The following is a 23,050-nucleotide window of genomic DNA, read 5'->3' as shown; positions in this document are numbered from 1 at the left end:
CTCTCAGAATTTGACGAAATGCGATTCGTCGGGTTCGCTCATTTCCGCCATGTGGCGATGGCCGCCCAGGCCGCCGCCCGGCCGCGCCGCCGGCAAGCCACGCTTGCCCGGCTTGCGCGCCACTGCCACCGCCGCTGTGCGGATGGGGCGCGACATGCCGGCCAGCTTGAAGAAGGCCATGGTCTGCTGCAGCTGTTCGGCCTGGGTGCTCATCTCTTCGGCGGTGGCGGCCAGTTGCTCCGAGCTGGAGGCGTTCTGCTGCGTGGCCTGGCTCAGCTGCGTGACGGCCGCGTTGATCTGGCCGACGCCGGCCGACTGCTCTTCCGACGCCGCCGTGATTTCCTGCACCAGGTTGGAGGTGCGGCGGATGTTCGGCACCATCGCGTCGAGCAGGCGGCCGGCCTTGTCCGCCAGGTCGACGCTGCCCGATGCCACCTGTTCGATTTCCTGCGCAGCCACCTGGCTGCGCTCGGCCAGCTTGCGCACCTCGGCCGCCACCACCGCGAAGCCCTTGCCGTGCTCGCCGGCGCGCGCCGCCTCGATCGCCGCGTTCAGCGCCAGCAGGTTGGTCTGGTAGGCGATGTCGTCGATGATGCTGATCTTCCTGGCGATCTGCTGCATCGCCGCCACCGTCGACTTGACCACCTCGCCGCCCTCGGCCGCCTCCAGCGCCGCCTTGCTGGCGATGCCGTCGGTGACTTTGGCGTTTTCCGTATTCTGCGAAATCGACGCCGTCATCTGCTCCACCGAGGCGCTGGTCTGCTCGGTGCCGGCGGCCTGCTCGCTGGCGGCCTGCGACAGCGCCTGCGCCGTCGCGCTCACCTCCTCGGAGGCGCTGGCCAGCGCTTCGGCGCCATTGTTCACCTCGTGCACCACCTGCGACAGTTTTTCGATCATGCCCTTCATCGCCGCCAGCAGGCTGGTGTTGTCGCTGGCGCGCAAGCGCACCTCGACGCCCAGATCGCCATCGGACACGGCGCGCACCACGTCGACCGCGTAGGCCGGCTCGCCGCCCAGCTGGCGCATCAGGCCACGCACGATCAGGAAGGCCAGCAGCGAGGCCATCACGGCGGCCACGGCGCCGGTGGCGATCAATTGCGTGCGCGCGCTGTCGTATTGCTCGTCGGTTTCCTTGTCGGCCACCGCCATCGCCTCGGCCTGGTAATCGTTCATCGCGTCGAGTGCGCCGAAATAAGCGCTCTGCGCCGGCCGCAGCTTTTCGATCAGGATGGGGCGGGCCTGGTCGGCATGGCCGGCGCGCACCAGGGCGATGAACTCGGCGCGCACCGCCAGGTACTGGCTCTCGGCGGCCAGCGTCTTGCTCAGCAAGTCCTTGCCCTTCTGATTGCGGACGATTTCCTTGAGCTTCTTGACGATGTCGGCGATGCGGCCATCGGCCGTGGCGATGCGGTCCAGTTCCTGGTTGACGGTCTTGGGGTCGCTGAAGATGATGGCGTTGCGCAGCGAGCGCGCGATCAGGTTGACGTCGCCTATCCATTTATAGGTCAGCACGACTTTCGGATAACGGTCCTGGATGACGACATTGTTCAGGTCATTGATCGCCCCCAGCTTGGAGATGCCCAGCATGATGCCGCCGATCAGCAGCACGACGATAAACCCGAACGACAAGCCCAGATAAGTGCTGATCTTCAGTTGGCGCAGCATAGTGCCTCCCTTGTCGTTCAGAATTTAACGAAGTGCGATTCATCGGGCTCGCTCATTTCCGTCATGCGGCGGTTGCCGCCAACGCCGGTCGGCGCCATGCGGCCGCCGGCGCGCGCGCTCGGCTTGCCCGGCTTGCGCGGCGCGGCCGCCGTGCGGATGGGGCGCGACACGCCGGCCAGCTTGAAGAAGGACATGGTTTGCTGCAGCTGCTCGGCCTGCCCGCTCATCTCCTCGGCGGTGGCGGCCAGCTCCTCGGAACTGGAGGCGTTCTGCTGCGTGGTCTGGCTCAGCTGCGTGACGGCGGAATTGATCTGGCCGACGCCGGCCGACTGCTCTTCCGACGCCGCCGTGATCTCCTGCACCAGGTTGGAGGTGCGGCGGATGTTCGGCACCATCTCGTCCAGCAGGCGGCCGGCCTTCTCCGCCAGTTCGACGCTGCTCGACGCCACCTGCTCGATTTCCTGCGCCGCCACCTGGCTGCGCTCGGCCAGCTTGCGCACCTCGGCCGCCACCACCGCGAAGCCCTTGCCATGCTCGCCGGCGCGCGCCGCCTCGATCGCCGCGTTCAAGGCCAGCAGGTTGGTCTGGTAGGCGATGTCGTCGATGATGCTGATCTTCTTGGCGATCTGCTGCATCGCCGCCACCGTCGACCTGACCGCGTCGCCGCCCTCGGCCGCCTCCAGCGCCGCCTTGCTGGCGATGCCGTCGGTGACTTTGGCGTTCTCCGTGTTCTGCGAAATCGACGCCGTCATCTGCTCCACCGAGGCGCTGGTCTGCTCGGTGCCTGCGGCCTGCTCGCTGGCGGCCTGCGACAGCGACTGCGCCGTCGCGCTCACTTCCTCGGAGGCGCTGGCCAGCGCCTCGGCGCCGTTGTTCACTTCCTGCACCACGTGCGACAGCTTTTCTATCATGCTCTTCATCGCCGCCAGCAGGCTGCTGGTGTCGCCGTTCTTCAGCGCGACGTCGGCGCTGAGGTCGCCGTCCGCCACCTGGCGCACGATCTTCGACGCATACGACGGGTCGCCGCCCAGCTGCTTCATGATGCCGTTCAGGATCACCAGGCCGAGCGACACCAGCAGCGCCAGCGCCACGCCGGCCGTGGTGTACATCAGGTTGAGCGCGCGCGCGGACGCCTCCTCGGCGTTCTTGACGGCGGTTTCGCTGTAGCCGGCGTTGAGATCGACCAGCTTGTTCAGGCTTTCCTCGGCGTCGTGGAAGAAGGGACGGGCTTCCTTGATGGCCGTGTGCAGGGCGACGAACAGCTCCTTGCGCTTGCCGGCGTCGGCGCGCACGATCTGGCCGGCCAGATCGGTGAGGATGGCGTCGCGCGCCTTCCACGCATCCCACTGCTTGACGAAGGTCTTCCACAGCGCCGCCTCCTCGGGCTCCTGCGGCAGCGCGTCGTAGATCTTCCACGCCTTGTCGATCTCGCCCCAGATCTGTGCCTTGCGCTTGATCTCATGGGCGACGCTGTCCACCTCGTCCGGATAGGCGGCCACCGTATCGATGGAGCGGTTGGCCGAGCGCATCGCGGTCTGGCCTTCGCTGACCGCCTGCAGCGCCTGGATCGACGGCAGCCGGTTCCTGCCGATCTCCATCAGCATCGCGCCTTCCTGCTTGAGGCCGAGGAAGCCGATCGTCACCACCACCACCAGCGCAAGCACCGCCACTCCCAGCAAGATGAGTATCTTGGTCCTGACCATTAACGTCGACAACATGATGATTCCCCCCAGAGATGCTACTGATCGGATATTGTTTTAACTACGCTTGCTCCGCCAGCGCGCGCAGCCTGCGCCGGTCCTGCCTGATCCATCCCACCAACTCTTCGGCCGGCATCGGCCTGGCCAGCAGATAGCCCTGCGCCAGGTCGCAGCCCAGCTCGCGCAACAGCTGCCAGTCCTCCAGCGTCTCCACGCCCTCGGCCACGGTCGCCACGCCCAGGCTTTGCCCCAGGTCCAATGCGCTCTTCAGCACCACATGCCGGTTCGGCCACTGCGACGCGCCGTTGACGAAGGCGCGGTCTATCTTCAATTCGGTGAACGGGCAGCGGGCGAACTGCTGCATCGACGAATAGCCGATGCCGAAATCGTCCATCGCCAGGCCGAAGCCCATCAGCCGCAGTCGCCCCATATTGGTCAGCGCCTGCGACAGCTGGCGCATCACGCTGGTCTCGGTCACTTCCCACACCAGCGACGACGGCGCCACGCCCGATGCCATCACCAGCGCGGTCAGGCGGTCGATGAAGCCGCGTTCGGCCAGGTTGTCGGCCGACAGGTTGACCGACACCGTCAGCGGCGGCAGGCCGGACTGGGTCCATTCCTGCAGGCGCTCCAGCACCTGGCGCACCATGCTCAGCGTGAACTCCGCCATCAGCGGCGTGCCCTCCATCGCATCGATGAAGTGCGCCGGCGACAGCAGGCCGCGCGTCGGATGGCGCCAGCGCGCCAGCGCCTCCAGGCCCTTCAGCTGGCCGCTGCGGATCGCCACCTTGGGCTGGAAATGGGGGATGAACTCCTGCTGCGCCACCGCCCGCGCCAGCTCGTCCGGGTTCGGCAGGTCCGGCGGCGCGCAGGCCGGCTTGATGACCGCCTTGCGGCCGGCGCGCGCCAGCAGCTGCGCCAGCGCATCGAGCTGCACCGGCTTGAGCAGGGTGCCCAGCAGGTCCAGGCAGGCATCGTCGAAATCCATGCTCTCGATGATCTCCAGCAGCCGCGGATCGCGCGCGCTGACCACGATCAGGTTCTGCGCCAGCCGCCGCTCGCGCAGCTGGCAGGTCAGCTCGATGCCGTCCATGCCCGGCATCTCCAGGTCGGTCAGCACCAGGAAGATCGCATCGCCGCCCAGGCGCTCCAGCAGCTGCAGGGCTTCGTTGCCGTCGGCCGCCTCCAGCACCTCGCCGAAGGCCAGCTCGCGCAGCAGGCCGGCCAGGTAGCCGCGCTGCACCGCGCTGTCCTCCACCACCAGCACGCGCTGCCCGGCCCATGCGCGGGCCGGCGCCGGCACGGCGGCGGCAGTGGCGGCGGCGTCGGTGAGCGTGTCGGTGGCCATGGCGGCGCCTAGTAGGACAGCTGTTGCAGGATTTCGCGGTAGATCGCGTTCAGCGGCAGCGACTTCTCCACCCCGCCGCGCTTGACCGCTTCCTTGGGCATGCCGTACACCACGCAGCTGGCCTCGTCCTGCGCCACGGTGCGGGCCCCGGCCTTGTGCATCTCCAGCATGCCGGCGGCGCCGTCGTCGCCCATGCCGGTCATGATGACGCCCAGCGCATTGGCGCCGGCCGCCCGCGCGGCGGAGCGGAACAGCACGTCGACCGACGGCCGGTGGCGGTTGACCAGCGGGCCGTCCACCACCTCGACGAAGTACTGGGCGCCGGTCCGGCGCAGCAGCATGTGCTTGCCGCCGGGCGCGATCAGCACCACGCCCTGCAGCACGCGGTCGTTATTGGCCGCCTCCTTGACGCGTACCTCGCACACGCTGTCCAGGCGGGCGGCAAAGGCGGCGGTGAATTTTTCCGGCATGTGCTGCACCACCACGATGCCGGGCGATACCCGGGGCAGCGCGGTCAGCACTTCTTCCAGCGCCTGGGTGCCGCCGGTGGACGTGCCGATCGCCACCACGCGCTCGGTGGTGGCGGTCATCGGCCGGACGTCGGTCGGCGGCAGCACCGCGTCCGCATTCAGCTTGGCCGTCACCGGCGGCGCCGGCCGCCGCCCGCACGGCCGACACCAGCTCGTCGGCGGAATCGTGCAGGAACTGCTTGAGGTCCAGGCGCGGCTTGGTGATGATGGCCACCGCGCCGGCGGACAGCGCCTCCACCGAGGTCTGCGCGCCCTTCTCGGTCAGCGTCGAGCAGATCACCACCGGTGTCGGCCGCTCGCTCATGATCTTGCGCAGGAAGGTGATGCCGTCCATCTTGGGCATCTCGACATCGAGCACGATCACGTCGGGCCACTGCACCTTCATGCGCTCGATCGCCAGCAGCGGGTTGGCCACCGCGTGGCCGACGACGATGCCGGGCGCCGCGTTGAGCAGGCTGCTCAGCACCTGGCGCACCACGGCCGAGTCATCGACGATCATGACGTTGATTGCGCTCATGCTATTCCTTGTTGTGTGCTGCCAGACCTCTGGCCGCCGTCTCGGGCGGCACCTGGCGGCTCAGCACTTCGCCGCTGCGGATGGTGAAGATCAGTTGACGGTGGCCTTCGCCGAACAGGCTCTCGGACACCACGTGTATGCCGTGCTGTTGCAGCGTGCTGCGCGCGTAGTCGCCGTTCTGCATGCCGATGTCGCGCACCTTGGCGTTGCGCGGGAACATGGCGCCGCCGCCGAAGATCTTGCCCTGGCACTGGATCAGCGGCACGCCGTGCTGCGCCAGGCCGTCCAGCAGCAGCTTCATGGCGTCGGCGCCGTAGATGCCGGGCTTGTCGTGGGCCTTGCGGCGGCCGTGCCCCGGCAGCAGGAAGTGCGACATGGCGCCGATGCGCATGGCCGGATGCCACAGCGTCACCGACACGCAAGACCCCAGCAGCGTGCGCACCCGATACCGCTCGTCGCCGACGAAGTAATCGCCGGGCATCAGGAAGATATCGATGAGTTTTGCGTCTGGCATGGTCAGGGTGACGATCATGGCTTGCGGTAGATCGAGGGCGCCACCGCGGTCACGGTGTCGTTGATGTCGTTCAGCGTTTCCGAATGGCCGATCAGGAAGTAGCCGCCCGGCCGCAGCTGCGCCAGCAGCCGCGCCACCACCTGGCGCTTGGTCTCCAGGTTGAAGTAGATCATCACATTGCGCAGGAAGATCACGTCGAAGCTGCCCAGCTTGGGCAGGGGTTCGTTCAAATTCAGGTGGCGGAACTGCACGCGCTGGCGCAGCGAGCGCTCGATCAGCATGGTGCCGGCCTCGCTGCCCTGGCCCTTGAGGCAGTAGCGCTTCAGGTAGGCCTGCGGCATCTGGTTGGCGCGCTCCATCGGATAGTGGCCGCAGCGGGCGCGCTCCAGCACGCGGGTGCTGATGTCGCTGCCCAGCACCTCCCACGCGGCGTCGCCCAGCACGTCGGCCATCACCATGGCGATGCTGTAGGTCTCCTCGCCGCTGGAACTGGCGGCGCTCCACACGCGCATGGTCTGGCGGCGCTCGCGCGCCTCAATGGCCAGGTCGCGCAGCAGCGCGAAGTGCTTGGGCTCGCGGAAGAAATAGGTTTCGTTGGTGGTCAGCAGGTCGACCGCCACCTGCAGCTCGGCCGGCTGGGCGCGGCTTTCCAGCAGCCGCAGGTAGTCGCCATAGCTCTCCAGCTGGTAGTGCGCCAGGCGCTTGGCCAGGCGCCCGCTGACCAGCGCCTGCTTGCCGTTGGCCATGAAGATCCCCGCCGCCTCGTAGATGAAGCGCTGGAACTGCGTGAACTCGCGCTCGGTGATGGTGACGACTGGCATGGCGGCCGCCGCTTCAGTTGTGGTGGGTGGCGACGGTGCCGCGCGCCATCTCGACGATCTCCTCGCTCGACAGCACGTGCTCGATGTCGAGCAGGATCACGAACTTGCCGTTGACCTTGCCGATGCCGGCGATGAAGTCGGGCCGGATGCGGGTGCCGAACGACGGCGCCGCCTCGATGTCGCCGGCGGCGATCTCCACCACCGCGTTGACCGAATCGACCAGCATGCCCAGCACCTGCTTGCCGTCGCCTTCGCCGTTGTCGACCTCGACGATGACGATGCAGCTGCGCTTGCCGATCACGCTGGGCGCGCGGTCGAAGCGGGCCGACAGGTCCATCACCGGCACCACCGCGCCGCGCAGGTTGATCACGCCGCGCACGCAGGCCGGCATCATCGGCACCGTGGCCAGGCTGCCGTACTCGATGATCTCCTTGATGTGCAGGATGCCGACCGCGTACTGGTCCTCGCCCAGCATGAAGGTCAGGAACTGGCTGGGCAGGGCGGCGCCGCTTTGCAGCGCGACGATGGCGCTGCTCCCGTACGTCACCACATTGGCTGCGGCAGTATTCATGTTGTCCTCTCCGAGGTTAGGCGGCCAGCGCCACGACGCCCTTGCCGCTGACGGCCTGCATCAGCGCGGCCACGTCCAGGATCAGCGCCACCTCGCCGCTGCCCAGGATGGTCGAGCCGCTGATGCATTTGACTTCGCTGAACATGGGGCTGAGCGGCTTGATGACGGTCTGGAACTCGCCCAGCAGGGTGTCGACCGCCAGCCCGGCGCGGTGGTTGCCCAGCTTGAGCACGACGATGCTCTCGCGCCGCGTGGCCGCGCCGTCGATGCGGAACAGCTCGCGCAGCCGCACGAAGGGCAGCACCTGGCCGCGCAGGTTGCAGTAGTCCTGGCCCGGCTCGGTGGCGTATTCGATGCACTCTTCGATCATGTCCAGCGGGATGACGAACACCGAGCTGCCCACCTGCACCAGGAAGCCGTCGATGATGGCCAAGGTCAGCGGCAGGCGCACGGTGACGGTGGTGCCGGCGCCCTCCTTGCTGGAGACGTCGACGCTGCCGCGCAGCGCCGTGATGTTGCGCTTGACCACGTCCATGCCGACGCCGCGCCCGGACAGGTTGGTGATCTTCTCGGCGGTCGAGAAGCCGGCCTCGAAGATCAGGTTGTAGATTTCGCTGTCGGTCAGCTTGCGGTCGGCGTCGACCAGGCCGCGTTCGACCGCCTTGGCCAGGATTTTTTCCTTGCGCAGGCCGCCGCCGTCGTCGCTGACTTCGATGACGATGCTGCCCGATTCATGGAAGGCGTTGAGCTTGATCATGCCCTTGGCCGGCTTGCCGTTGGCGACGCGCACATCGCCCGGCTCGATGCCGTGGTCCATGGCGTTGCGCACCAGGTGCATCAGCGGATCGCCGATCTTCTCGACCACGGTCTTGTCGAGCTCCGAATCCTCGCCGTCGACGATCAGGCCGATGTCCTTGCCCAGCTCGCGCGCGACATCGTGCACCACGCGCTGGAAGCGGTTGAAGGTGGCGCCTATCTTCACCATGCGCAGTTCCAGCGCGGCGTCGCGCACTTCCTCCACCAGGCCGGACAGCGTCGAGGTGCATTCCTGCAGTTCGGTGTTCTGGATGTGCTGGCCTATCATGTTGGCGCGCGCGCCGGCGATGATCAGTTCGCCGACCAGGTCGATCAGGCGGTCGAGCTTGTCGGAATCGACACGGATGGACCGGCTTTCCTGCGCCTTCTGCTCGCTGACCTGCTTCTGCTTGGCCAGCGCGGCCTCCACCACCACCGGCGGCACGCTGCCGGCGCCGACCAGGATGCTGCCCAGCTGCTGCGGCACGACCTCGTCCTGCGGGTTGTCGGGATGGGACTGCTGGTGCAGCGCGCCCTCCAGCTCGTGCGAGGTGACGCTGCCGCAGCGCACCAGGATCTCGCCCAGCCGCGCGGCCTGCTCCGGCAGCGCGCGGATCAGGTCGACGTAGTGCGACACCTTGCTGTGCGGCGGGATGATGCGGATCTCGCAATCGTCCTGCACGAACTCGAACACGCCGGCGATGGCGTCGCGGTCGGCCGTGCTGTCGAAGGCGATCTCGAAGCCCAGGTAGCACAGCTCGGCGTCCATTTCCTCGGCCGGCGGCATGGCGTCCGGTACGGTGGCGATGCCGACGATCTTGCCCAGCTTGGCCAAATAGCGCAGGAAGGCGATCGGGTCCATGCCGTTCTGCAGCACGCCGCGGCCGAAGCGCAGCGAGATGTGCCAGTAGTCGCTGTCGCCGCGCTCCTGGTCGATGCGTTCGACGCCCGGCTCGGCGTGCACCGCCAGCGGCGCAGCGGCCGCCTGGACTTCCCCGGCGTGGCCGCCCTCCATGTGGCGGCGCAGCTGTTGCAGCAGCATCTCGCCTTCCGGCGCGGTGTCGGGGTCGGCGTCGAGGCGGCCGGCGGCCAGCGCGTCCGTCATGCCGGACAGGTAGTCGCAACAGGATAGCAGCAGCACGATCATCTCGTCGTTGAGCACCACGCGGCCGTCGCGCACCTCGTCGAGCAGGCTCTCGACCACGTGGGTGAAGGCGACGATGTGGTCCAGGCTGAACAGTCCGGCCGAGCCCTTGATGGTGTGGGCCGCCCGGAAGATGGCGTTGATCGCCTCGCTCTGGTCGCCCGCGATGTCGACGTTGAGCAGCGCGTTTTCCATCTCTTCCAGCAGCTCGCGGCTTTCGGTGATGAAGGTCTGTAGTGCTTCGTCCAGGTTCATGGCATGCCCTCGGAACAGAAAGAAACAGATGAGTGATTCAGGCGTGTATCAGCAGGGCGTCGCCGAAGAAGGCGCCCATGTCCAGCATGTCGAAGATCTCCACCACGGCGGGGCTGTGCTGCAGCAGCCGCAGTTCGCGCTGGTCGGCGTTGGCGGTCAGCTTGGCCAGCATCAGCACCTGCAGGCCGGCCGTATCGAGCTCGGTGATGCCGGACAGGTCGATCTCCAGCACCTGGGTCTTGCGCAGCGCTTCGAGCACCGTGGTCTTCAGGTCGGCGGCGCGATAAATGGTCATCTCGCCGTCGAGGGCGATGCGGGCGACCGCTGCTCCAGTTTGATCGGACATGACGTCCTCCGTGGGGTTATGGCATGACGAGTTTGGCGACGGCGCCCAGCAGCACTTCCGGCTTGAAGGGCTTGACCACCCAGGCCTTGGCGCCGGCCGCCTTGCCCTCTTCCTTCTTGCTTTCCTGCGACTCGGTGGTCAGCATGATGACGGGCGTGAACTTGTACAGCGGCAGCTGCTTGAACTGCTTGACGAAGGTGATGCCGTCCATATTGGGCATGTTGACGTCGCACACCACCAGGTGGATTTTCTGGCCGGTGCATTTGGACAGCGCATCGACGCCGTCGCGGCCTTCGATCACCTCGTAGCCCGCGCCCTTGAGCGCGATGCCGACCACTTGACGCAGGGAGGCCGAATCGTCGACCACCATGATGGTTTTTGCCATGTTCTCTACCTCGTTAGCACGTCAGAAAAAAGTGATCTCGTCGGCCGCCGCGGCCACCGGCGCCGCGTGGCTGTCGCCGCCGTGCACCGCGTGCTCCTCGGCCATGGCGTAGGTTTTTTGCAGTTCGTGCAACAGCGGCTGCGGGTCCAGCGCTTCCAGCACGCGGTCGGCGTTGTAGCGGTCGCGGTTGTCGCGCAGCAGCGCCGGCAGCAGCTCCATGTTCTCGCGCACGTGCGCCATCACCTGGCTGACGCGGTCCTGGAACTGCAGCTGCACCAGCGCCTCGCCCACCTCGCCCTGGATGCCGATGCTGTCCTGCTTGAGCTTTTCGGACGATTGCACCAGCGCGTCGGTCATCGTGCGGAAGTCGCCCAGCACCGACTCGATCATGCCTTCGGCCGACTGCATCGACTTGTCTTCCTGTTCGCTCGATTGTTCGGCGGCCTGGCTGGCGGCCAGGATGGCGGTACTGATCAGGCCGACGCGGTTGGAGATGTTGCGGCCGGTCTCGGCCGAGCGGCTCGACAGGTTGCGCACTTCCTGCGCCACCACGGCGAAGCCGCGGCCGGCCGGGCCGGCGCGCGCCGCCTCGATGGCGGCGTTCAGCGCCAGCAGATTGGTCTGGGCGGCGATGCTGGCCACGCCTTCGGCCATGTCGCGCAGTTCGCGGGTGAAGCGCTCCAGGTCCTTGATCTGCGCCAGCATCGCGTGCTTGGACGACATCGCCGACTTCATCGACGTCACCACCGAACCGAGCTGGGTTTCGCTGCGCGAGAAGATTTCGGTCATCGCGTTGCCGCCGCCCTTGCCGCTGTCGTGGCTGGACACGTGGACCGCGTCGTCGAGCTTGTCGACGATGCTGGAGAAGCGCCCGGCCAGGTCGGCCACGGCTTCCTCCATCTGGTTGCGGGAATTTTCTATGTGGCGGCACCAGATCGGCAGCACGGCGTCGCCGAAGCGTTCGCGCGCGGCCAAGTAGTCGTCGATCATGGCTTGCTCGCCGCCGCCCAGCGCGGCGGCGCCGGCGCCGCGCGCGCACCACGCGGCAGCCGCCAGCAGCAGGGCCGACCACAGGACTGTGTACCAGCCCCAGGCGCTCCAACCCGCGACCATCGTGCCCAACGCTCCCCCGCCGGCCAGGCCGAAGGGGACCAGAATTTTGCTGTCGAAGCCGCTATTGTTCTTCACTGGACGCCACCCCACTGTAGTCTCCCGGCACTCTCGATAGGGATGCCGTGGAGTCCAACTGTATCTCAGAAACTTGGCCCGCGCCACAATGTAGGTGGCGTATCGATTGTATCTGTGTTTTCCGCGACAACACTTTAAATAGCTTCCGACGGGAAATAATTTACGTTTAAGATGGTGGCTGGTGCGCCCGCTGCTCGCGCACCTGTTGCACCCGCGCAACCGCGCCCCGGGGCGTGCCGCCGGCAGCGCCCGACTATCACGCTGGAACCTGCCTATGCCCGCCTTGAATATCGACCTGTCGCTACCGCTGCTGGTGGTGGACGACAACCAGCAGATGCGCTCCGTGGTCAAGGGCATACTGGCCGACCTCGGCTTCGTCAACGTGTTCCTGGCCGGCAGCGGCGAGGAAGCCTGCCGCATCCTCAACGAGCGGCCGATCGCCGCCGTCATTTCCGATCTCGACATGCCGGGCATGAGCGGCTTGCAGCTGCTGCAATGGGTGCGCGCCAACCTGGCCGACGCCGAGCTGCCTTTCATGCTGCTGCCCAGCGAGGCCAACCGCGACGGCTTGCGCGCGGCGACGCAGGCCGGCGTGACCGACTGCCTGATCAAGCCCTTCACGCTGGCGACCTTCCACAGCAAGCTGCAGGCGATGTTCCAGTCGCGCGGCGACGCCGCCGTCAAGCGCGCCGCCGTGCGCCGCGCCGCCATGCCGGCCGCCTCGGCCGCCTCGGCCGTATCGGCGCCACCGGCCCCGGCGGCGGCGCCGCTGATCGGCCTGGAGCGTCCGCTGGAAGAGCGCCTGCGCGAAGCGACGGTGCTGGTGGTGGACGACATCGCCACCAACATCAAGGTGATCGCCGGCATGCTGGCCGAGGACGGCTACGGCGTGAAGGTGGCGATCTCCGGCAGGAAGGCGCTGGAGATCATCCCCGTGCACCGGCCCGACATCATCCTGCTCGACGTGATGATGCCGGAGATGGACGGCTTCGAAGTATGCCGCCGGCTCAAGGCCGATCCCGCCACGGCCGACATCCCGGTGATCTTCCTGTCCGCCAAGGACCAAGCCGAGGACATCGTCGGCGGGCTGGAACTGGGCGCGGTGGATTATGTGACCAAGCCGGTCGATCCGGCCATCCTCAAGGCCCGCCTGCGCACCCACCTGCGGCTGGCCGGCATGATGGCCGAGCTGCGGCGGCAGAACGCCGCCGTGGCGGACAACGCCCATCTGCGCGAGGAAGTCGAGCGCCTGAGCCGCTACGACCTGGCGGCGCCGCTGGCCGAGGTGCTGGACGCCAGCGCGCGGCTGCTGGCCGATCCCGCGCTGGCGCCGCCGCAGCGCGAGCGCATGGCCGCGCTGGACGAGGCGGCGCGGCGCGCGCTGCGTCTGACCAGCCTGTCGCTGGAACTGTGCCGCATCGAACAGGGCGCCAGCCGGCCGCACGCCGAGCAGGTGGCGCTCCATCCGCTGCTGGCGCGCGCCACCATGGCCGTCGCCGCCAGCCATCCGGTGATGCTGCCGGCGCAGCCGGCCACGCTGCTGGCCAACGGCACGCTGTGCCACATGCTGTTCGAACACCTGGCGCTGAACGCGGCCGCGCACACGCCCGCCGGCACCTCCATCGTGCTGGGGGCGACGCTGGACGGCGGCCACTGGGCGCTGACGCTGGAATACGCCGGCGTGCTGCCGGCCGCGCAGCGCGCCTGCCTGCAGGGCCAGGCCGGACGGCCCGACGACGAGCAGGCGCTGCCCATGTACGCGGCCCGCCTGCTGGCGCAGGTCCAGGGCGGCACGCTGGCCGCGCTGGACGACAGCGCGCGCAGCCGATTGCTGCTGCGCTTGCCGGCCGGCTGAAAACTCTGCACTCGACATTTGCGCCCATCCCGGGTAGATTGCCAACGTTGCATAGAAACCATGCAAAATTGACTATCAAGAAACATCAGTAAACTCAGGGGAAAACAATATGAAACAATATGGTGCGGAATTTTTTGGAACGTTTTGGCTGGTACTGGGCGGCTGCGGCAGCGCGGTGCTGGCGGCGGCCTTCCCGGGCGTCGGCATCGGCCTGCTGGGCGTGTCGCTGGCCTTCGGCCTGACGGTGCTGACCATGGCCTACGCCATCGGCCACATCTCGGGCTGCCACCTGAACCCGGCGGTATCGATCGGCCTGTGGGCCGGCGGCCGCTTCCCGGCCAATAAGCTGCTGCCCTACATCGTCGCCCAGGTGCTGGGCGCCATCGTCGCCGGCGGCGTGCTGTACACCATCGCCAGCGGCAAGGCCGGCTTCGACGTCATGGGCGGCTTCGCCTCCAACGGCTACGGCGCCCATTCGCCGGGCGGCTACTCGCTGCTGGCCGCGCTGGTGACGGAAGTGGTCATGACCATGATGTTCCTGCTGATCATCCTGGGCGCCACCGACGAGCGCGCACCGAAAGGCTTCGCGCCGCTGCCGATCGGCCTGGGCCTGACGCTGATCCACCTGATCAGCATCCCTGTCACCAACACCTCGGTCAACCCGGCGCGCAGCACCGGCGTGGCGCTGTACGTGGGCGACTGGGCCACCAGCCAGCTGTGGCTGTTCTGGGTCGCGCCCATCGTCGGCGCACTGCTGGGCGCGGCGATCTACCGCTTCATCGGCTCGCCGGAAAAAGCGTAAACCGTTTAGTCCGTTCGGTCCTAGGCCAGCATGGGGCGCGCGCGCCCCTGCATGGCCGGCCGCCGTGGCGCGGCGTCGCCCAGCTTGAAGATGCTGACGGCGTCGGCCAGCTTGGCGGCCTGTTCCTGCATCGCATCGGCCGCCGCGGCGGCCTGCTCCACCAGCGCGGCGTTCTGCTGCGTCACATGATCCATCTGCGTGATTGAATTGTTGATCTGCTCGATGCCGTTGGTCTGCTCGCTGCTGGCGGTGCTGATCTCGGCCATGATGTCGGTCACGCGGCGGATGCTGGCCACCACCTCCTCCATCGTGCTGCCGGCCTGGCCCACCAGGCGCGTACCGGCCGCCACCTTGCCCACCGAATCGTCGATCAGCGCCTTGATCTCCTTGGCGGCGCTGGCCGAGCGCTGCGCCAGGTTGCGCACCTCCGACGCCACCACCGCGAAGCCGCGGCCCTGCTCGCCCGCGCGCGCCGCTTCGACGGCGGCGTTGAGCGCCAGGATATTGGTCTGGAAGGCGATGCCGTCGATGACGCCGATGATGTCGACGATCTTCTTCGACGACTCGTCGATCGAGGCCATGGTCTGCACCACGTCCGACACCACGGCGCCGCCGCGCTGCGCCACGTCCGAGGCCGACGCCGCCAACTGGTTGGCCTGGCGCGCGTTCTCGGCGTTCTGCTTGACGGTGGAAGTCAGCTCCTCCATCGACGAGGCGGTTTCCTCCAGCGAGCTGGCCTGCTCCTCGGTGCGCGAGGACAGGTCGAGGTTGCCGGCGGCGATCTGCGAGGACGCGGTGGCGATCGCGTCCGTGCCGTTGCGCACGTCGCTGACGATGCGCACCAGGCCGCCCGACATGCGGTGCAGCGCCTGCAGCAGCTTGCCCGGCTCGTCCTGGCTGTAGCCGGCGGCGGCGCGGTTGCCGTGGTCGACCAGGTCGCCGCCGGCCACGCATTCGGCCAGCGCCACCGCCTCGTTGATGGGGCGGGTGATGCCGGCCGTCAGCCACCACGCGAACGCCACGCTGAAGGCCACCACCAGCGCCGCCATCGCCACCAGCAGGTTGCGGCTGTCCTTGGCCACCTGGTCGATGCGGGCGGCGGCGGCGTCGATTTCCTTGCGCTGGTGGTCCAGCATTTTCTGCAGCATCGCCTCGTAGGTCTTGGCGGCCGGGATGTAGGCCTCGTCGAGCAGCCTGGTGGCGCCGTCGGCGTCGCCGGCGGCCTTGGCCTTCATGACGCCGTCGCGCGAGGCCACGTAGGCCTTGCGGGTGTTGACCAGGTCGGCCATCAGGGCCTTGTCGTCGTCGGTGGCCAGCTCCTCGATCTTCTTGATCAGGCCCTGGGCGTAGGCGGTGGAACTCTTGGCCTCCTCGGCGAAGAAGGTGGCCAGCACCGGATCGGCGCTCTTGGCCACGGCGGTGGTGCGGCGGATGCCGGCGAACACCACGCGGTACCAGTCGGCGATCAGGCGCTCCTTGGCCAGCGGCAGCTCCATCATGGCGCGGGTGGACTCGGCCACGCCCTGCAGGCGGTAGACGCCCAGCCCGGTGTTCAGTATCAGGATCGCGAGGATGACGGCAAAGCCCAGCGACAGGCGGCGTCCTATGCTGAGGTCGGTGATTTTCATGGCGGTCTCCCGTGGCTGGTTAGTCGTCTATGGTAACGCCGATTTCAGCCGCCATTCAACTGGTTTAAGTTTGAAATATATTTTCGATTTACATTCCAAATCACAACAAAAATTGCGTTAAGGACTGAGAAAACGTTTACACTTCCGGGACTTATGTACGGCCATTTACATGTTGGAATAAAAAACACAACGAAAAAATGGACCGGCATACTGAGATTTATCGACGGCCATTTACATGCCGGAACGAAAAACACCACGAAAAATGAACCAGGCATTCTTAGACCACAGAGCAAAGTACCGGGATATTGTTGCCCGGAGATACAAAGTCACGGCTGACATGTATGACGAGGTGACGCGCATGCTGGCGCCGCTGGCGGTGCCGGTCAGCATGCGCAAGGGCGAGTACCTGCAGCGCATCGGCGTCGTCGCCAACAGCGTGGTGTGGCTGCACAGCGGCGTGGCGCGCACCGGTTTCATCACCGAGACCGGCAACGAGGTGACGCTGCATTTCCTGACCGACGGCGAGCCGGCGGCGGCGCACGACGACCTGCTGCGCGCGCGCGAGGACGAGCCGGCGCTCAATTTCGTGGTGGCGGAGACGGCGGTGCATGGCTACCGGCTGGACTGGCTGGAGATCAGCAAGCTCACGATGAGCAACAGCCTGTTGCGGGATTACTATCTGAGGGTATCGGAGCGCGGCATCATCGACCAGAGCCGCAGGCTATACCTGAGCGCCTCGCCGGCGCAGGGGCGGCTGAGCGCCTTCCGGCGCGAGTATCCGGGGCTGGAGCAGCGCATCTCGCAGAAGGTGGTGGCATCGTTCCTGGGCATCACGCCGCAATACATGTCGCAGCTGCTGCGCAACGACGGCATGTCCAAATAAAATCGGGGTCAAGTCTGACATTCGGACACGAGCTCTGCCGTAATGCAGCATTACGGCAGAGCTCGTGTCCGAATGTCAGACTTGACCCCGATGTTAAGGCTTACTTCATGCCCTTGATCTTGTTCTTGTCATCGACAAAAACGACTTTCGGCTTGTAGTCGCGGGCCTGCTCTTCGGTCATCGGCGCGTAGGTGCAGATGATCAGCAGGTCGCCCAGCTGGGCGCGGCGCGCGGCGGCGCCGTTCAGCGAAATCTCGCCCGTGCCGCGCAGGCCGGGAATGGCGTAGGTGGCAAAGCGCTCGCCATTGTTCACGTTGTACAACTCGATCTTCTCGTTGACCCAGATATCGGCCGCATCCAGCAGATCCTGGTCGATACCGCAGGAACCTTCGTAATTCAGATCAGCCTGCGTGACCGTCACACGGTGCAGCTTGGAGCGCAGCATAACTCGTTGCATAGACATCTTCTTCATCCCTCAATTATTAATCATTCAAGCTTTGCATCAAAACAAACACCCCTGCCGTGACGCGCGGGCGCCATCGTACCATTAGCCGCCTGCCGGCGTCTCATTTCCCCCCGCCGCCGCCCCAACAACCACAGCCGCCCGGCTTTATGGCATATTGCTAGCTAGCAAATTGGAATGCAGACTGGCAGCAATGAGACTAACCCGACTATTCACCCTGGCCAGCGCCGTGCTGGCATTGCTGGTGTGCGGCATGCTGGGCCGCCTGCTGTGGGGCGAATGGGAGCACTACCGCGCCGCCGGCACCGGCCACCACACGCTGCAACTGATGCAGCGCGCCATGATCGCCGCTGAAAAACTCTCCTACGAACGAGGCCCGGTCAACGCCGTGCTGGGCGACCGCGCGCCGGCCGATCCGGCCCGCCGCGCCCGGCTGCTGCGGGCCCGCGCCGACACCGACCTGGCGCTGGCGCAGCTGCGCCAGGAGCTGGCCGCCGACTCCGGCCCGTCCGCCGGCGCGCTGGTGCCGCTGTACGACGCGCTGGGCGCGGCCCGGCTGGCGGTGGACCAGCTGGCCGCGCTGCCGCCGGCCGAGCGCACGCCGGAGCGGCTGACCGCCACCGTCGAACGCATGTTCCAGCTGGTGCCGCTGGCGCTGGACGCTGTGACCAGCTACACCCGCGCCTCGGAACAGGTATATCCGCGCATCGCCCGCATCCTGATGAAGGCCCGCCTGACCGTCGAGCTGCGCGAGTTCGCCGGCCGGCTCGGCTCGGCGCTGACGGTGCCGCTGGCCGCGCCCCGGCCGCTGACCGAGGCCGACCACCAGCGCCTGCAGTTCCTGCGCGGCCGCATCGAGCAGCTGCGCCAGCTGATCAAGATCCCCACCAGCGACATCGACAGCGAGCCGCGCGTGCTGGCGGCGGTGGCGCGCATGGACGAGGTGTATTTTGCCGCCGGCCAGCAACTGGTCGCCGAGGTCGAGCAGACCAGCCGCGCCGGCCGCCCCTACGGCATGGACACCGGCCAGTTCGCGCAACGCTACGTGCCCAGCATGGCGCCCATCCTGGCGCTGCGCGACGTGCTGCTGCAGGAGGCGCAGGCGCAAGCCCTGCACGACTACGAGGTGGCGCGGCGCGAGCTGGTGCTGGCCCTGCTGGTGGGCGCCGCCATCCTGCTGGCGCTGACGCTGCTGCTGGCGATCGTGCGGCGGCGGGTGGTGGTGCCGCTGCTGCGCGCCACGCGCGCCGTGGTCCGGCTGGGCAACGGCGATTTCTCGATGCCGCCCAGCGGCGCCCGGCGCGACGACGAAATCGGCGACATGCTGCGCGCGCTGGCGACGCTGCGCGCCAACAGCATGGACCGGCAGCGGCTGGAGCAGGAGCGCGTGCGCCTGATCGAGGAACTGCGGCTGCGCGCCGACACCGACTACCTGACCGGCATCCTGAACCGGCGGGCCTTCACGGCGGCCGGCAACCTGCGCCTGCGCGGCGCGCGCGAGCGGGGCGAATCGCTGGCGGTGATTTTGTTCGACGTCGACCACTTCAAGTCGGTCAACGACTCCTACGGCCACGACGCCGGCGACCAGGTGTTGATACGCATCGCCGAGGTGGTGCGCGACAGCCTGCGCGGCGGCGAGATCGTGGCGCGCTACGGCGGCGAGGAATTCGTGGTGATGCCCACCTACTGCGGGCTGGAGGCGGCGCACGCGCTGGCCGAGCGGCTGCGGGCGGCGATCTCGCGCGAGCCGCTGACGCTGGCCGACGGCCACATCCTGCGCGTGACGGCCAGCTTCGGCGTGGCGGTGGCGCACGGCCCGCACGCCGCGCTCGACGACCTGTTCCACGCCGCCGACCTGGCGCTGTACCGCGCCAAGCGCAACGGCCGCAACCGGGTCGAGCAGCAGGCCTAGCCTACTTCGCCTTGTCGGCCTTGGGCGGCTGGACCGGCGTGAAGTTCAGGTCGCGGAAGTCGTAGCTGAAGTCCGTCTCCATCGACACCGGCGCCATCTTCATGCGCTCGATGCTGGCGTCCGGATTCAGCGCGAAGCTCACGTAGGCGTCGGCGTTGAAGTTGCGCTCCTTCCAGCGGACGATGAAGGTGTCGTGCTGGAAGTGTTCCAGCTCGCCCGTCAGGTCCGGCGTGCGGGTGAAGCTCATGATGTGCTTCTTGCCCTCGGCGCGTATCGTCACCTTGCCGTACCACGGGTCTTCGTACTCGCCGTCGTAGGCAGCCAGCGGCAGCGACGGCGTCGACTTCGCGGTGCGCGCGCCGGACTCCTTGCCCTGGCGTTCCAGCTCCTCCCGGTGCGAGGCCGCTTCCTGGTCGGCGTACAGCTGTATCCAGTCGCTGGCCGGCACGTTCAGATACTGGTCGAGGATGCGCCAGTACAGCGACGCCATCGCCGGGCTGTTCTCGGCGTTGGTCAGGATGGCGATGCCCAGCTTCTCTTCCGGCACCATCAGCACGGTCGAATAAAACCCCTGCAGCGCGCCGCCGTGCATGGCGATCTTGCGGCCCTTGTAGTCGCGCAGGCTGAAGCCCAGGCCATAGGCCGAGAAGTTAGGCTTGGTCGCGGCCAGCGCCGGCTTGGGTTCGCGGATGCGCATCGGCGTCTGCTCGGACCACATCTCGGCCAGCTGCCTGGCGCTGATCAGCTGCGTGCCGTTTTCCAGCTTGCCGCCGCCCAGCAGCATGTTCATCCAGCGCGCGATATCCTCGGCGCTGGTGTTGATGCCCACCGCGCCCACCGCGTTCTCCACCGGCATGGGCTTGACCACGGCGGCCTTGTCGTTGATCTTGCTGTGCGGCGCGGAGTAGTCGCCGCTGGCGAGCATCGCGGCCACGCTGGTGGTGGTGCCGTTCATGCCCAGCGGCGCCAGGATGCGCTCCTGCACGGCCGCGCCCCACGGCTTGCCGGCCTTGGCGGCGATGATCTTGCCGGCCACGATGTAGAGCAGGTTGTCGTAGGCGTAGCTGTTGCGGAAGCTGGTGGCCGGCTTCACGTAGCGCAGCCGCGCGATGATTTCATCGGTGCTGAAACTGGTGGTCGGCCACCACAGCAGGTCGCCCGCGCCCAGACCGAGGCCGCTGCGGTGCGTCAGCAGGTCGCGCACCGTCATCGCGCCGGTGACGTAGGCGTCGAACATCTGGAAGTCCGGCAGGTGCTTGGTGACGGGATCGTCCCAGGCGATCTTGCCTTCGTCGACCAGCATCGCCAGCGCGGCGGCGGTGAAGGCCTTGGAGTTGGAGGCCACTTCGAACAGCGTCTTGCCGTCCACCGGCGCCGGGTCGCCCAGCTTGCGCACGCCGTAGCCGTTGGCGGAGATGACCTTGCCATCCTTGACGATGGCGATCGCCATGCCGGGCACGTCGAAGGTCTTCAGCGCCAGCTTGACGTCGGCGTCGAGGTTGTAGGCCGGCGCGGCGGCCAGCGCCGGCACGGATACCGCCAGCACCAGCAGCGCCGTAGCGGAAGCGCGGCAAACATTGCGGGAGAATTTCATCATCATTATTTTTTGAATTGTTTATCGACCGAGCCTTGCGTGACCGGATGATAGTGTTCGCGCGCCTTGGCGTAAACCGATTTTGCCCATTCCTTTTCGGCCGGGTTTTTCAGCAGCGCGGTGTACAGCGGCACCACGAACTTCTGGCGGCCCACGCTCATCAGGAAGGTGTTGAGCGGCTCGCGCACGCTGTAGCCGGCCTTGATGGCAGCCAGGTAGAAGCGGTAGGCGATTTCATTGTTGCCGCTCTTGCCGAGCGCGAAAGCCTGGTCCAGCTCCTGCATCTGCGCGGCGCCGGCCTTGCCGTCGATATCGTTCAGGAAGTGCATCCACTCCAGCGCGATCCAGTTCTTGCCGTTCAAGTCCTTGGTCGGCAGCTCGCCCTTGAGCCACGCGTTGCGCTGCGCGTCCAGCGCGGCCAGGCGCGGCGAGGCGGCATGTTTGGCGCTGGCCGGAATGCCGGCGCCGTACAGCCACTCGTCCAGCTCCGCCTGCGACATCACTTCCGGCCGCGCATCGAGCAGGTTCTTCTTCAGGTAGGCCACGAATTCGTCGGTGGTGGCCGACTTGAACGCGTGCTGGTCGAACCAGCCGCGCAGGAAGGGATCGAAGGTTTCTCGGCCGGCGCGCTGCTCCAGTGTGCGCAGCAGCCATGCGCCTTTCGGATAGACCAGGCCACTGTCGGTATAGCCGGCGGCGCTGGTGTCGGCGTCGCGCGTCACCAAGGCCTGCTTGGCCGCGGGGATGGACGGCAGCGAAGCCAGCGCCTCTTCCTGCTCGACCTGCAGGTTCATCTCCGCCACTTCCTCGCCGTACAGCTTCTCGACGATGCGGGTGGTGACGTAGGTGGTGAAGCCTTCGTTGAGCCAGAAGTGCTTCCACGAGGCGTTCGTCACCAGGTTGCCGGACCACGAGTGCGCCAGTTCATGCGCGATCAGGTCGACCAGGCTGCGGTCGCCGGCGATCATGGTCGGCGTGAGGAAGGTCAGGCGCGGGTTCTCCATGCCGCCGATCGGGAACGACGGCGGCAGCACGATCATGTCGTAACGCTCCCACCGGTATGGGCCGTACAGGCCTTCGGCGGCGCTGATCATTTTCTCGGTGTCGGCCAGCTCGTAGGCGGCGGCCTCGATGCGCGCCGGCTCGGCGTAGACGGCGGAGCGCGGGCCGAGGTTGCGCACGTCGATCTCGCCGATGGCGATCGCCAGCAGGTAGGACGGAATCGGCTGCGCCATCTTGAATTTCCAGCCGCCGGCGCCGGTCGATTGCTGGTCGTTCTCGGCGCTCATCACCACGCGCATGCCGGCCGGCGCTTCGATGCGGGCGCTGTAGGTGAAGCGCACGGCCGGCGTGTCCTGCACCGGCGCCCACGAGCGGGCGTTGATTTCCTCGGACTGGCTGAACATGAACGGACGCTTGCCGGACATGGTCTGCTGCGGCGACATCCATTGCAGCGCGGCGGCCGACGGCGCGGTGCGGTAGTACACGCGCACCTTCTGCGGCTGGAACGGCAGCGCGATGCGCAGCGCCCGGCCCTTCTCGGCGTCGAGCTTGTCGAGCATGAAGGAGGCGGCGCTCCAGCGGCCGTTCGGGTTCAGCACCTGCACCTTGGCGATATTGAGTTCGTTCGTGTCCAGCACCAGCGTGCGGGCCGACTTGTCGATCCAGTTCAGCGTCAGCTCGGCGTAGCCGGCCAGGGTCTTGTGGCCGAAGTCGGCCTTCAGGTCCAGATACAGGTCGCTGGTGCGCACCTGGTCGTAGCGGGCGTAGCTCAATGGGTCGGCATGGGCGGCGCCCAGCGCGGCCAGGGCGGACAGGACGAAGGCGGACAGGGTTTTCTTGATAGGCATGGCGGTCTTTTCAATGTTGACTGAAGCGCGAAGCAGAATAGCATAGCCATGTATCGAAGATGTGTACATGCGTGCGGCTATGCTATCATTCGCGTCGTAAGTGGGGAGTAGTCGGCTTGCGCCTTCCCGGTGCAAGAACCTGTGTCAACATAATCGGTCCGCAGACCGTGGTGCAGGTGGTTGAAAAACTTGACGAGACCATGATCGAGGTGCGGCCATGATGGGCCGGAGTCGCGCCTGGATCATTGGTTAATCGTTTCCGGCCCGCGTACTACATACACAAC

The 23,050-nt window shown here is 67.0% G+C and carries 18 protein-coding genes, 1 pseudogene and 1 riboswitch; of the genes and pseudogenes, 4 read left to right on the top strand and 15 right to left on the bottom strand.

Annotated elements, in window-relative coordinates; all coding sequences use genetic code 11:
- Positions 1-3: 3 nt before the first annotated feature.
- From DUGA2_RS26330 to DUGA2_RS34860, 11 genes and pseudogenes are all read right to left on the bottom strand, one after another.
- Entirely contained in the window at positions 4-1,665 is a 1,662-nt protein-coding gene (locus tag DUGA2_RS26330) for a methyl-accepting chemotaxis protein (protein ID WP_070272365.1), read from the bottom strand.
- Positions 1,666-1,682: 17 nt separating this feature from the next.
- On the bottom strand, positions 1,683-3,383 hold the full coding sequence (locus tag DUGA2_RS26325; protein WP_070272364.1) for a methyl-accepting chemotaxis protein: 1,701 nt from the start codon (positions 3,381-3,383) through the stop codon (positions 1,683-1,685).
- 43 nt (positions 3,384-3,426) lie between these two features.
- Positions 3,427-4,713: an EAL domain-containing protein gene (locus tag DUGA2_RS26320; RefSeq protein ID WP_083296483.1), complete on the bottom strand. Its 1,287-nt coding sequence runs from the start codon at positions 4,711-4,713 to the stop codon at positions 3,427-3,429.
- Between the two features lie 8 nt (positions 4,714-4,721).
- Positions 4,722-5,760 (bottom strand): annotated as a pseudogene (locus DUGA2_RS26315) (chemotaxis response regulator protein-glutamate methylesterase).
- 1 nt (position 5,761) lies between these two features.
- Positions 5,762-6,292: a chemotaxis protein CheD gene (locus tag DUGA2_RS26310; protein WP_083296482.1), complete on the bottom strand. Its 531-nt coding sequence runs from the start codon at positions 6,290-6,292 to the stop codon at positions 5,762-5,764.
- Entirely contained in the window at positions 6,289-7,095 is an 807-nt protein-coding gene (locus DUGA2_RS26305) for a protein-glutamate O-methyltransferase CheR (protein WP_070272363.1), read from the bottom strand. Before DUGA2_RS26305 ends, DUGA2_RS26310 begins: the two co-directional genes overlap by 4 nt.
- Positions 7,096-7,108: 13 nt before the next feature.
- On the bottom strand, positions 7,109-7,666 hold the full coding sequence (locus tag DUGA2_RS26300; protein ID WP_070272362.1) for a chemotaxis protein CheW: 558 nt from the start codon (positions 7,664-7,666) through the stop codon (positions 7,109-7,111).
- A 16-nt stretch (positions 7,667-7,682) separates the two neighbouring features.
- Positions 7,683-9,860 carry a chemotaxis protein CheA gene (locus DUGA2_RS26295; protein WP_070272361.1) on the bottom strand — a complete coding sequence of 726 codons (2,178 nt, stop codon included), beginning with the start codon at positions 9,858-9,860 and terminating at the stop codon, positions 7,683-7,685.
- Between the two features lie 37 nt (positions 9,861-9,897).
- A complete protein-coding gene (locus DUGA2_RS26290; protein ID WP_070272360.1) occupies positions 9,898-10,206 on the bottom strand; it encodes a lipid asymmetry maintenance protein MlaB in 309 nt (102 codons plus the stop codon).
- A 16-nt stretch (positions 10,207-10,222) separates the two neighbouring features.
- Complete coding sequence (locus tag DUGA2_RS26285; RefSeq protein WP_008444158.1) at positions 10,223-10,591, bottom strand: response regulator; 369 nt, start codon at positions 10,589-10,591, stop codon at positions 10,223-10,225.
- A 21-nt stretch (positions 10,592-10,612) separates the two neighbouring features.
- Positions 10,613-11,779 (bottom strand): methyl-accepting chemotaxis protein, encoded by a 1,167-nt coding sequence (locus DUGA2_RS34860; RefSeq protein WP_070272359.1) that lies wholly within the window; start codon positions 11,777-11,779, stop codon positions 10,613-10,615.
- Between the two features lie 274 nt (positions 11,780-12,053).
- On the opposite strand from DUGA2_RS34860, the gene DUGA2_RS26275 reads away from it, so the two are divergent.
- A complete protein-coding gene (locus tag DUGA2_RS26275; protein ID WP_070272358.1) occupies positions 12,054-13,634 on the top strand; it encodes a response regulator in 1,581 nt (526 codons plus the stop codon).
- A 109-nt stretch (positions 13,635-13,743) separates the two neighbouring features.
- Entirely contained in the window at positions 13,744-14,436 is a 693-nt protein-coding gene (aqpZ, locus tag DUGA2_RS26270; protein ID WP_043479666.1) for an aquaporin Z, read from the top strand.
- A 20-nt stretch (positions 14,437-14,456) separates the two neighbouring features.
- On the opposite strand, the gene DUGA2_RS26265 is transcribed toward aqpZ, so the two are convergent.
- Positions 14,457-16,064 carry a methyl-accepting chemotaxis protein gene (locus DUGA2_RS26265; protein ID WP_070272357.1) on the bottom strand — a complete coding sequence of 536 codons (1,608 nt, stop codon included), beginning with the start codon at positions 16,062-16,064 and terminating at the stop codon, positions 14,457-14,459.
- Between the two features lie 337 nt (positions 16,065-16,401).
- Between DUGA2_RS26265 and DUGA2_RS26260 the strand changes: the two genes are divergently transcribed.
- Positions 16,402-16,947: a Crp/Fnr family transcriptional regulator gene (locus DUGA2_RS26260; protein WP_070272356.1), complete on the top strand. Its 546-nt coding sequence runs from the start codon at positions 16,402-16,404 to the stop codon at positions 16,945-16,947.
- Between the two features lie 100 nt (positions 16,948-17,047).
- Here DUGA2_RS26260 and panD read toward each other — a convergent pair whose 3' ends face one another.
- Complete coding sequence (panD, locus tag DUGA2_RS26255; protein WP_026334859.1) at positions 17,048-17,404, bottom strand: aspartate 1-decarboxylase; 357 nt, start codon at positions 17,402-17,404, stop codon at positions 17,048-17,050.
- 199 nt (positions 17,405-17,603) lie between these two features.
- Between panD and DUGA2_RS26250 the strand changes: the two genes are divergently transcribed.
- On the top strand, positions 17,604-19,322 hold the full coding sequence (locus tag DUGA2_RS26250) for a diguanylate cyclase (RefSeq protein WP_070272355.1): 1,719 nt from the start codon (positions 17,604-17,606) through the stop codon (positions 19,320-19,322).
- Position 19,323: 1 nt separating this feature from the next.
- Here DUGA2_RS26250 and DUGA2_RS26245 read toward each other — a convergent pair whose 3' ends face one another.
- Both DUGA2_RS26245 and DUGA2_RS26240 read right to left on the bottom strand, forming a co-directional pair.
- Complete coding sequence (locus DUGA2_RS26245; RefSeq protein WP_070272354.1) at positions 19,324-20,922, bottom strand: serine hydrolase; 1,599 nt, start codon at positions 20,920-20,922, stop codon at positions 19,324-19,326.
- Positions 20,922-22,766: a M1 family metallopeptidase gene (locus tag DUGA2_RS26240; protein WP_070272353.1), complete on the bottom strand. Its 1,845-nt coding sequence runs from the start codon at positions 22,764-22,766 to the stop codon at positions 20,922-20,924. The genes DUGA2_RS26245 and DUGA2_RS26240 overlap by 1 nt, the downstream gene beginning before the upstream one ends.
- 90 nt (positions 22,767-22,856) lie before the next feature.
- Positions 22,857-23,041: riboswitch (yybP-ykoY riboswitch) on the top strand.
- Positions 23,042-23,050 lie beyond the last annotated feature (9 nt).

Origin of the sequence: Duganella sp. HH101 (assembly GCF_001758795.1) — a bacterium.
Classification (GTDB): domain Bacteria; phylum Pseudomonadota; class Gammaproteobacteria; order Burkholderiales; family Burkholderiaceae_D; genus Rugamonas; species Rugamonas rivuli.
This window is presented reverse-complemented; position numbering and strand designations above follow the sequence as displayed.

Coding starts and splice junctions, on each gene's coding strand:
- DUGA2_RS26250 (WP_070272355.1), top strand. CDS start 17,604: ATGAGACTAACCCGACTATTCACCCTGGCCAGCGCCGTGCTGGCATTG.
- aqpZ (WP_043479666.1), top strand. CDS start 13,744: ATGAAACAATATGGTGCGGAATTTTTTGGAACGTTTTGGCTGGTACTG.
- DUGA2_RS26325 (WP_070272364.1), bottom strand. CDS start 3,383: ATGTTGTCGACGTTAATGGTCAGGACCAAGATACTCATCTTGCTGGGA.
- DUGA2_RS26320 (WP_083296483.1), bottom strand. CDS start 4,713: ATGGCCACCGACACGCTCACCGACGCCGCCGCCACTGCCGCCGCCGTG.
- DUGA2_RS26330 (WP_070272365.1), bottom strand. CDS start 1,665: ATGCTGCGCCAACTGAAGATCAGCACTTATCTGGGCTTGTCGTTCGGG.
- DUGA2_RS26305 (WP_070272363.1), bottom strand. CDS start 7,095: ATGCCAGTCGTCACCATCACCGAGCGCGAGTTCACGCAGTTCCAGCGC.
- DUGA2_RS26310 (WP_083296482.1), bottom strand. CDS start 6,292: ATGATCGTCACCCTGACCATGCCAGACGCAAAACTCATCGATATCTTC.
- DUGA2_RS26290 (WP_070272360.1), bottom strand. CDS start 10,206: ATGTCCGATCAAACTGGAGCAGCGGTCGCCCGCATCGCCCTCGACGGC.
- DUGA2_RS26245 (WP_070272354.1), bottom strand. CDS start 20,922: ATGATGATGAAATTCTCCCGCAATGTTTGCCGCGCTTCCGCTACGGCG.
- panD (WP_026334859.1), bottom strand. CDS start 17,404: ATGCAACGAGTTATGCTGCGCTCCAAGCTGCACCGTGTGACGGTCACG.
- DUGA2_RS26285 (WP_008444158.1), bottom strand. CDS start 10,591: ATGGCAAAAACCATCATGGTGGTCGACGATTCGGCCTCCCTGCGTCAA.
- DUGA2_RS26260 (WP_070272356.1), top strand. CDS start 16,402: ATGTATGACGAGGTGACGCGCATGCTGGCGCCGCTGGCGGTGCCGGTC.
- DUGA2_RS26265 (WP_070272357.1), bottom strand. CDS start 16,064: ATGAAAATCACCGACCTCAGCATAGGACGCCGCCTGTCGCTGGGCTTT.
- DUGA2_RS26300 (WP_070272362.1), bottom strand. CDS start 7,666: ATGAATACTGCCGCAGCCAATGTGGTGACGTACGGGAGCAGCGCCATC.
- DUGA2_RS26295 (WP_070272361.1), bottom strand. CDS start 9,860: ATGAACCTGGACGAAGCACTACAGACCTTCATCACCGAAAGCCGCGAG.
- DUGA2_RS26240 (WP_070272353.1), bottom strand. CDS start 22,766: ATGCCTATCAAGAAAACCCTGTCCGCCTTCGTCCTGTCCGCCCTGGCC.
- DUGA2_RS26275 (WP_070272358.1), top strand. CDS start 12,054: ATGCCCGCCTTGAATATCGACCTGTCGCTACCGCTGCTGGTGGTGGAC.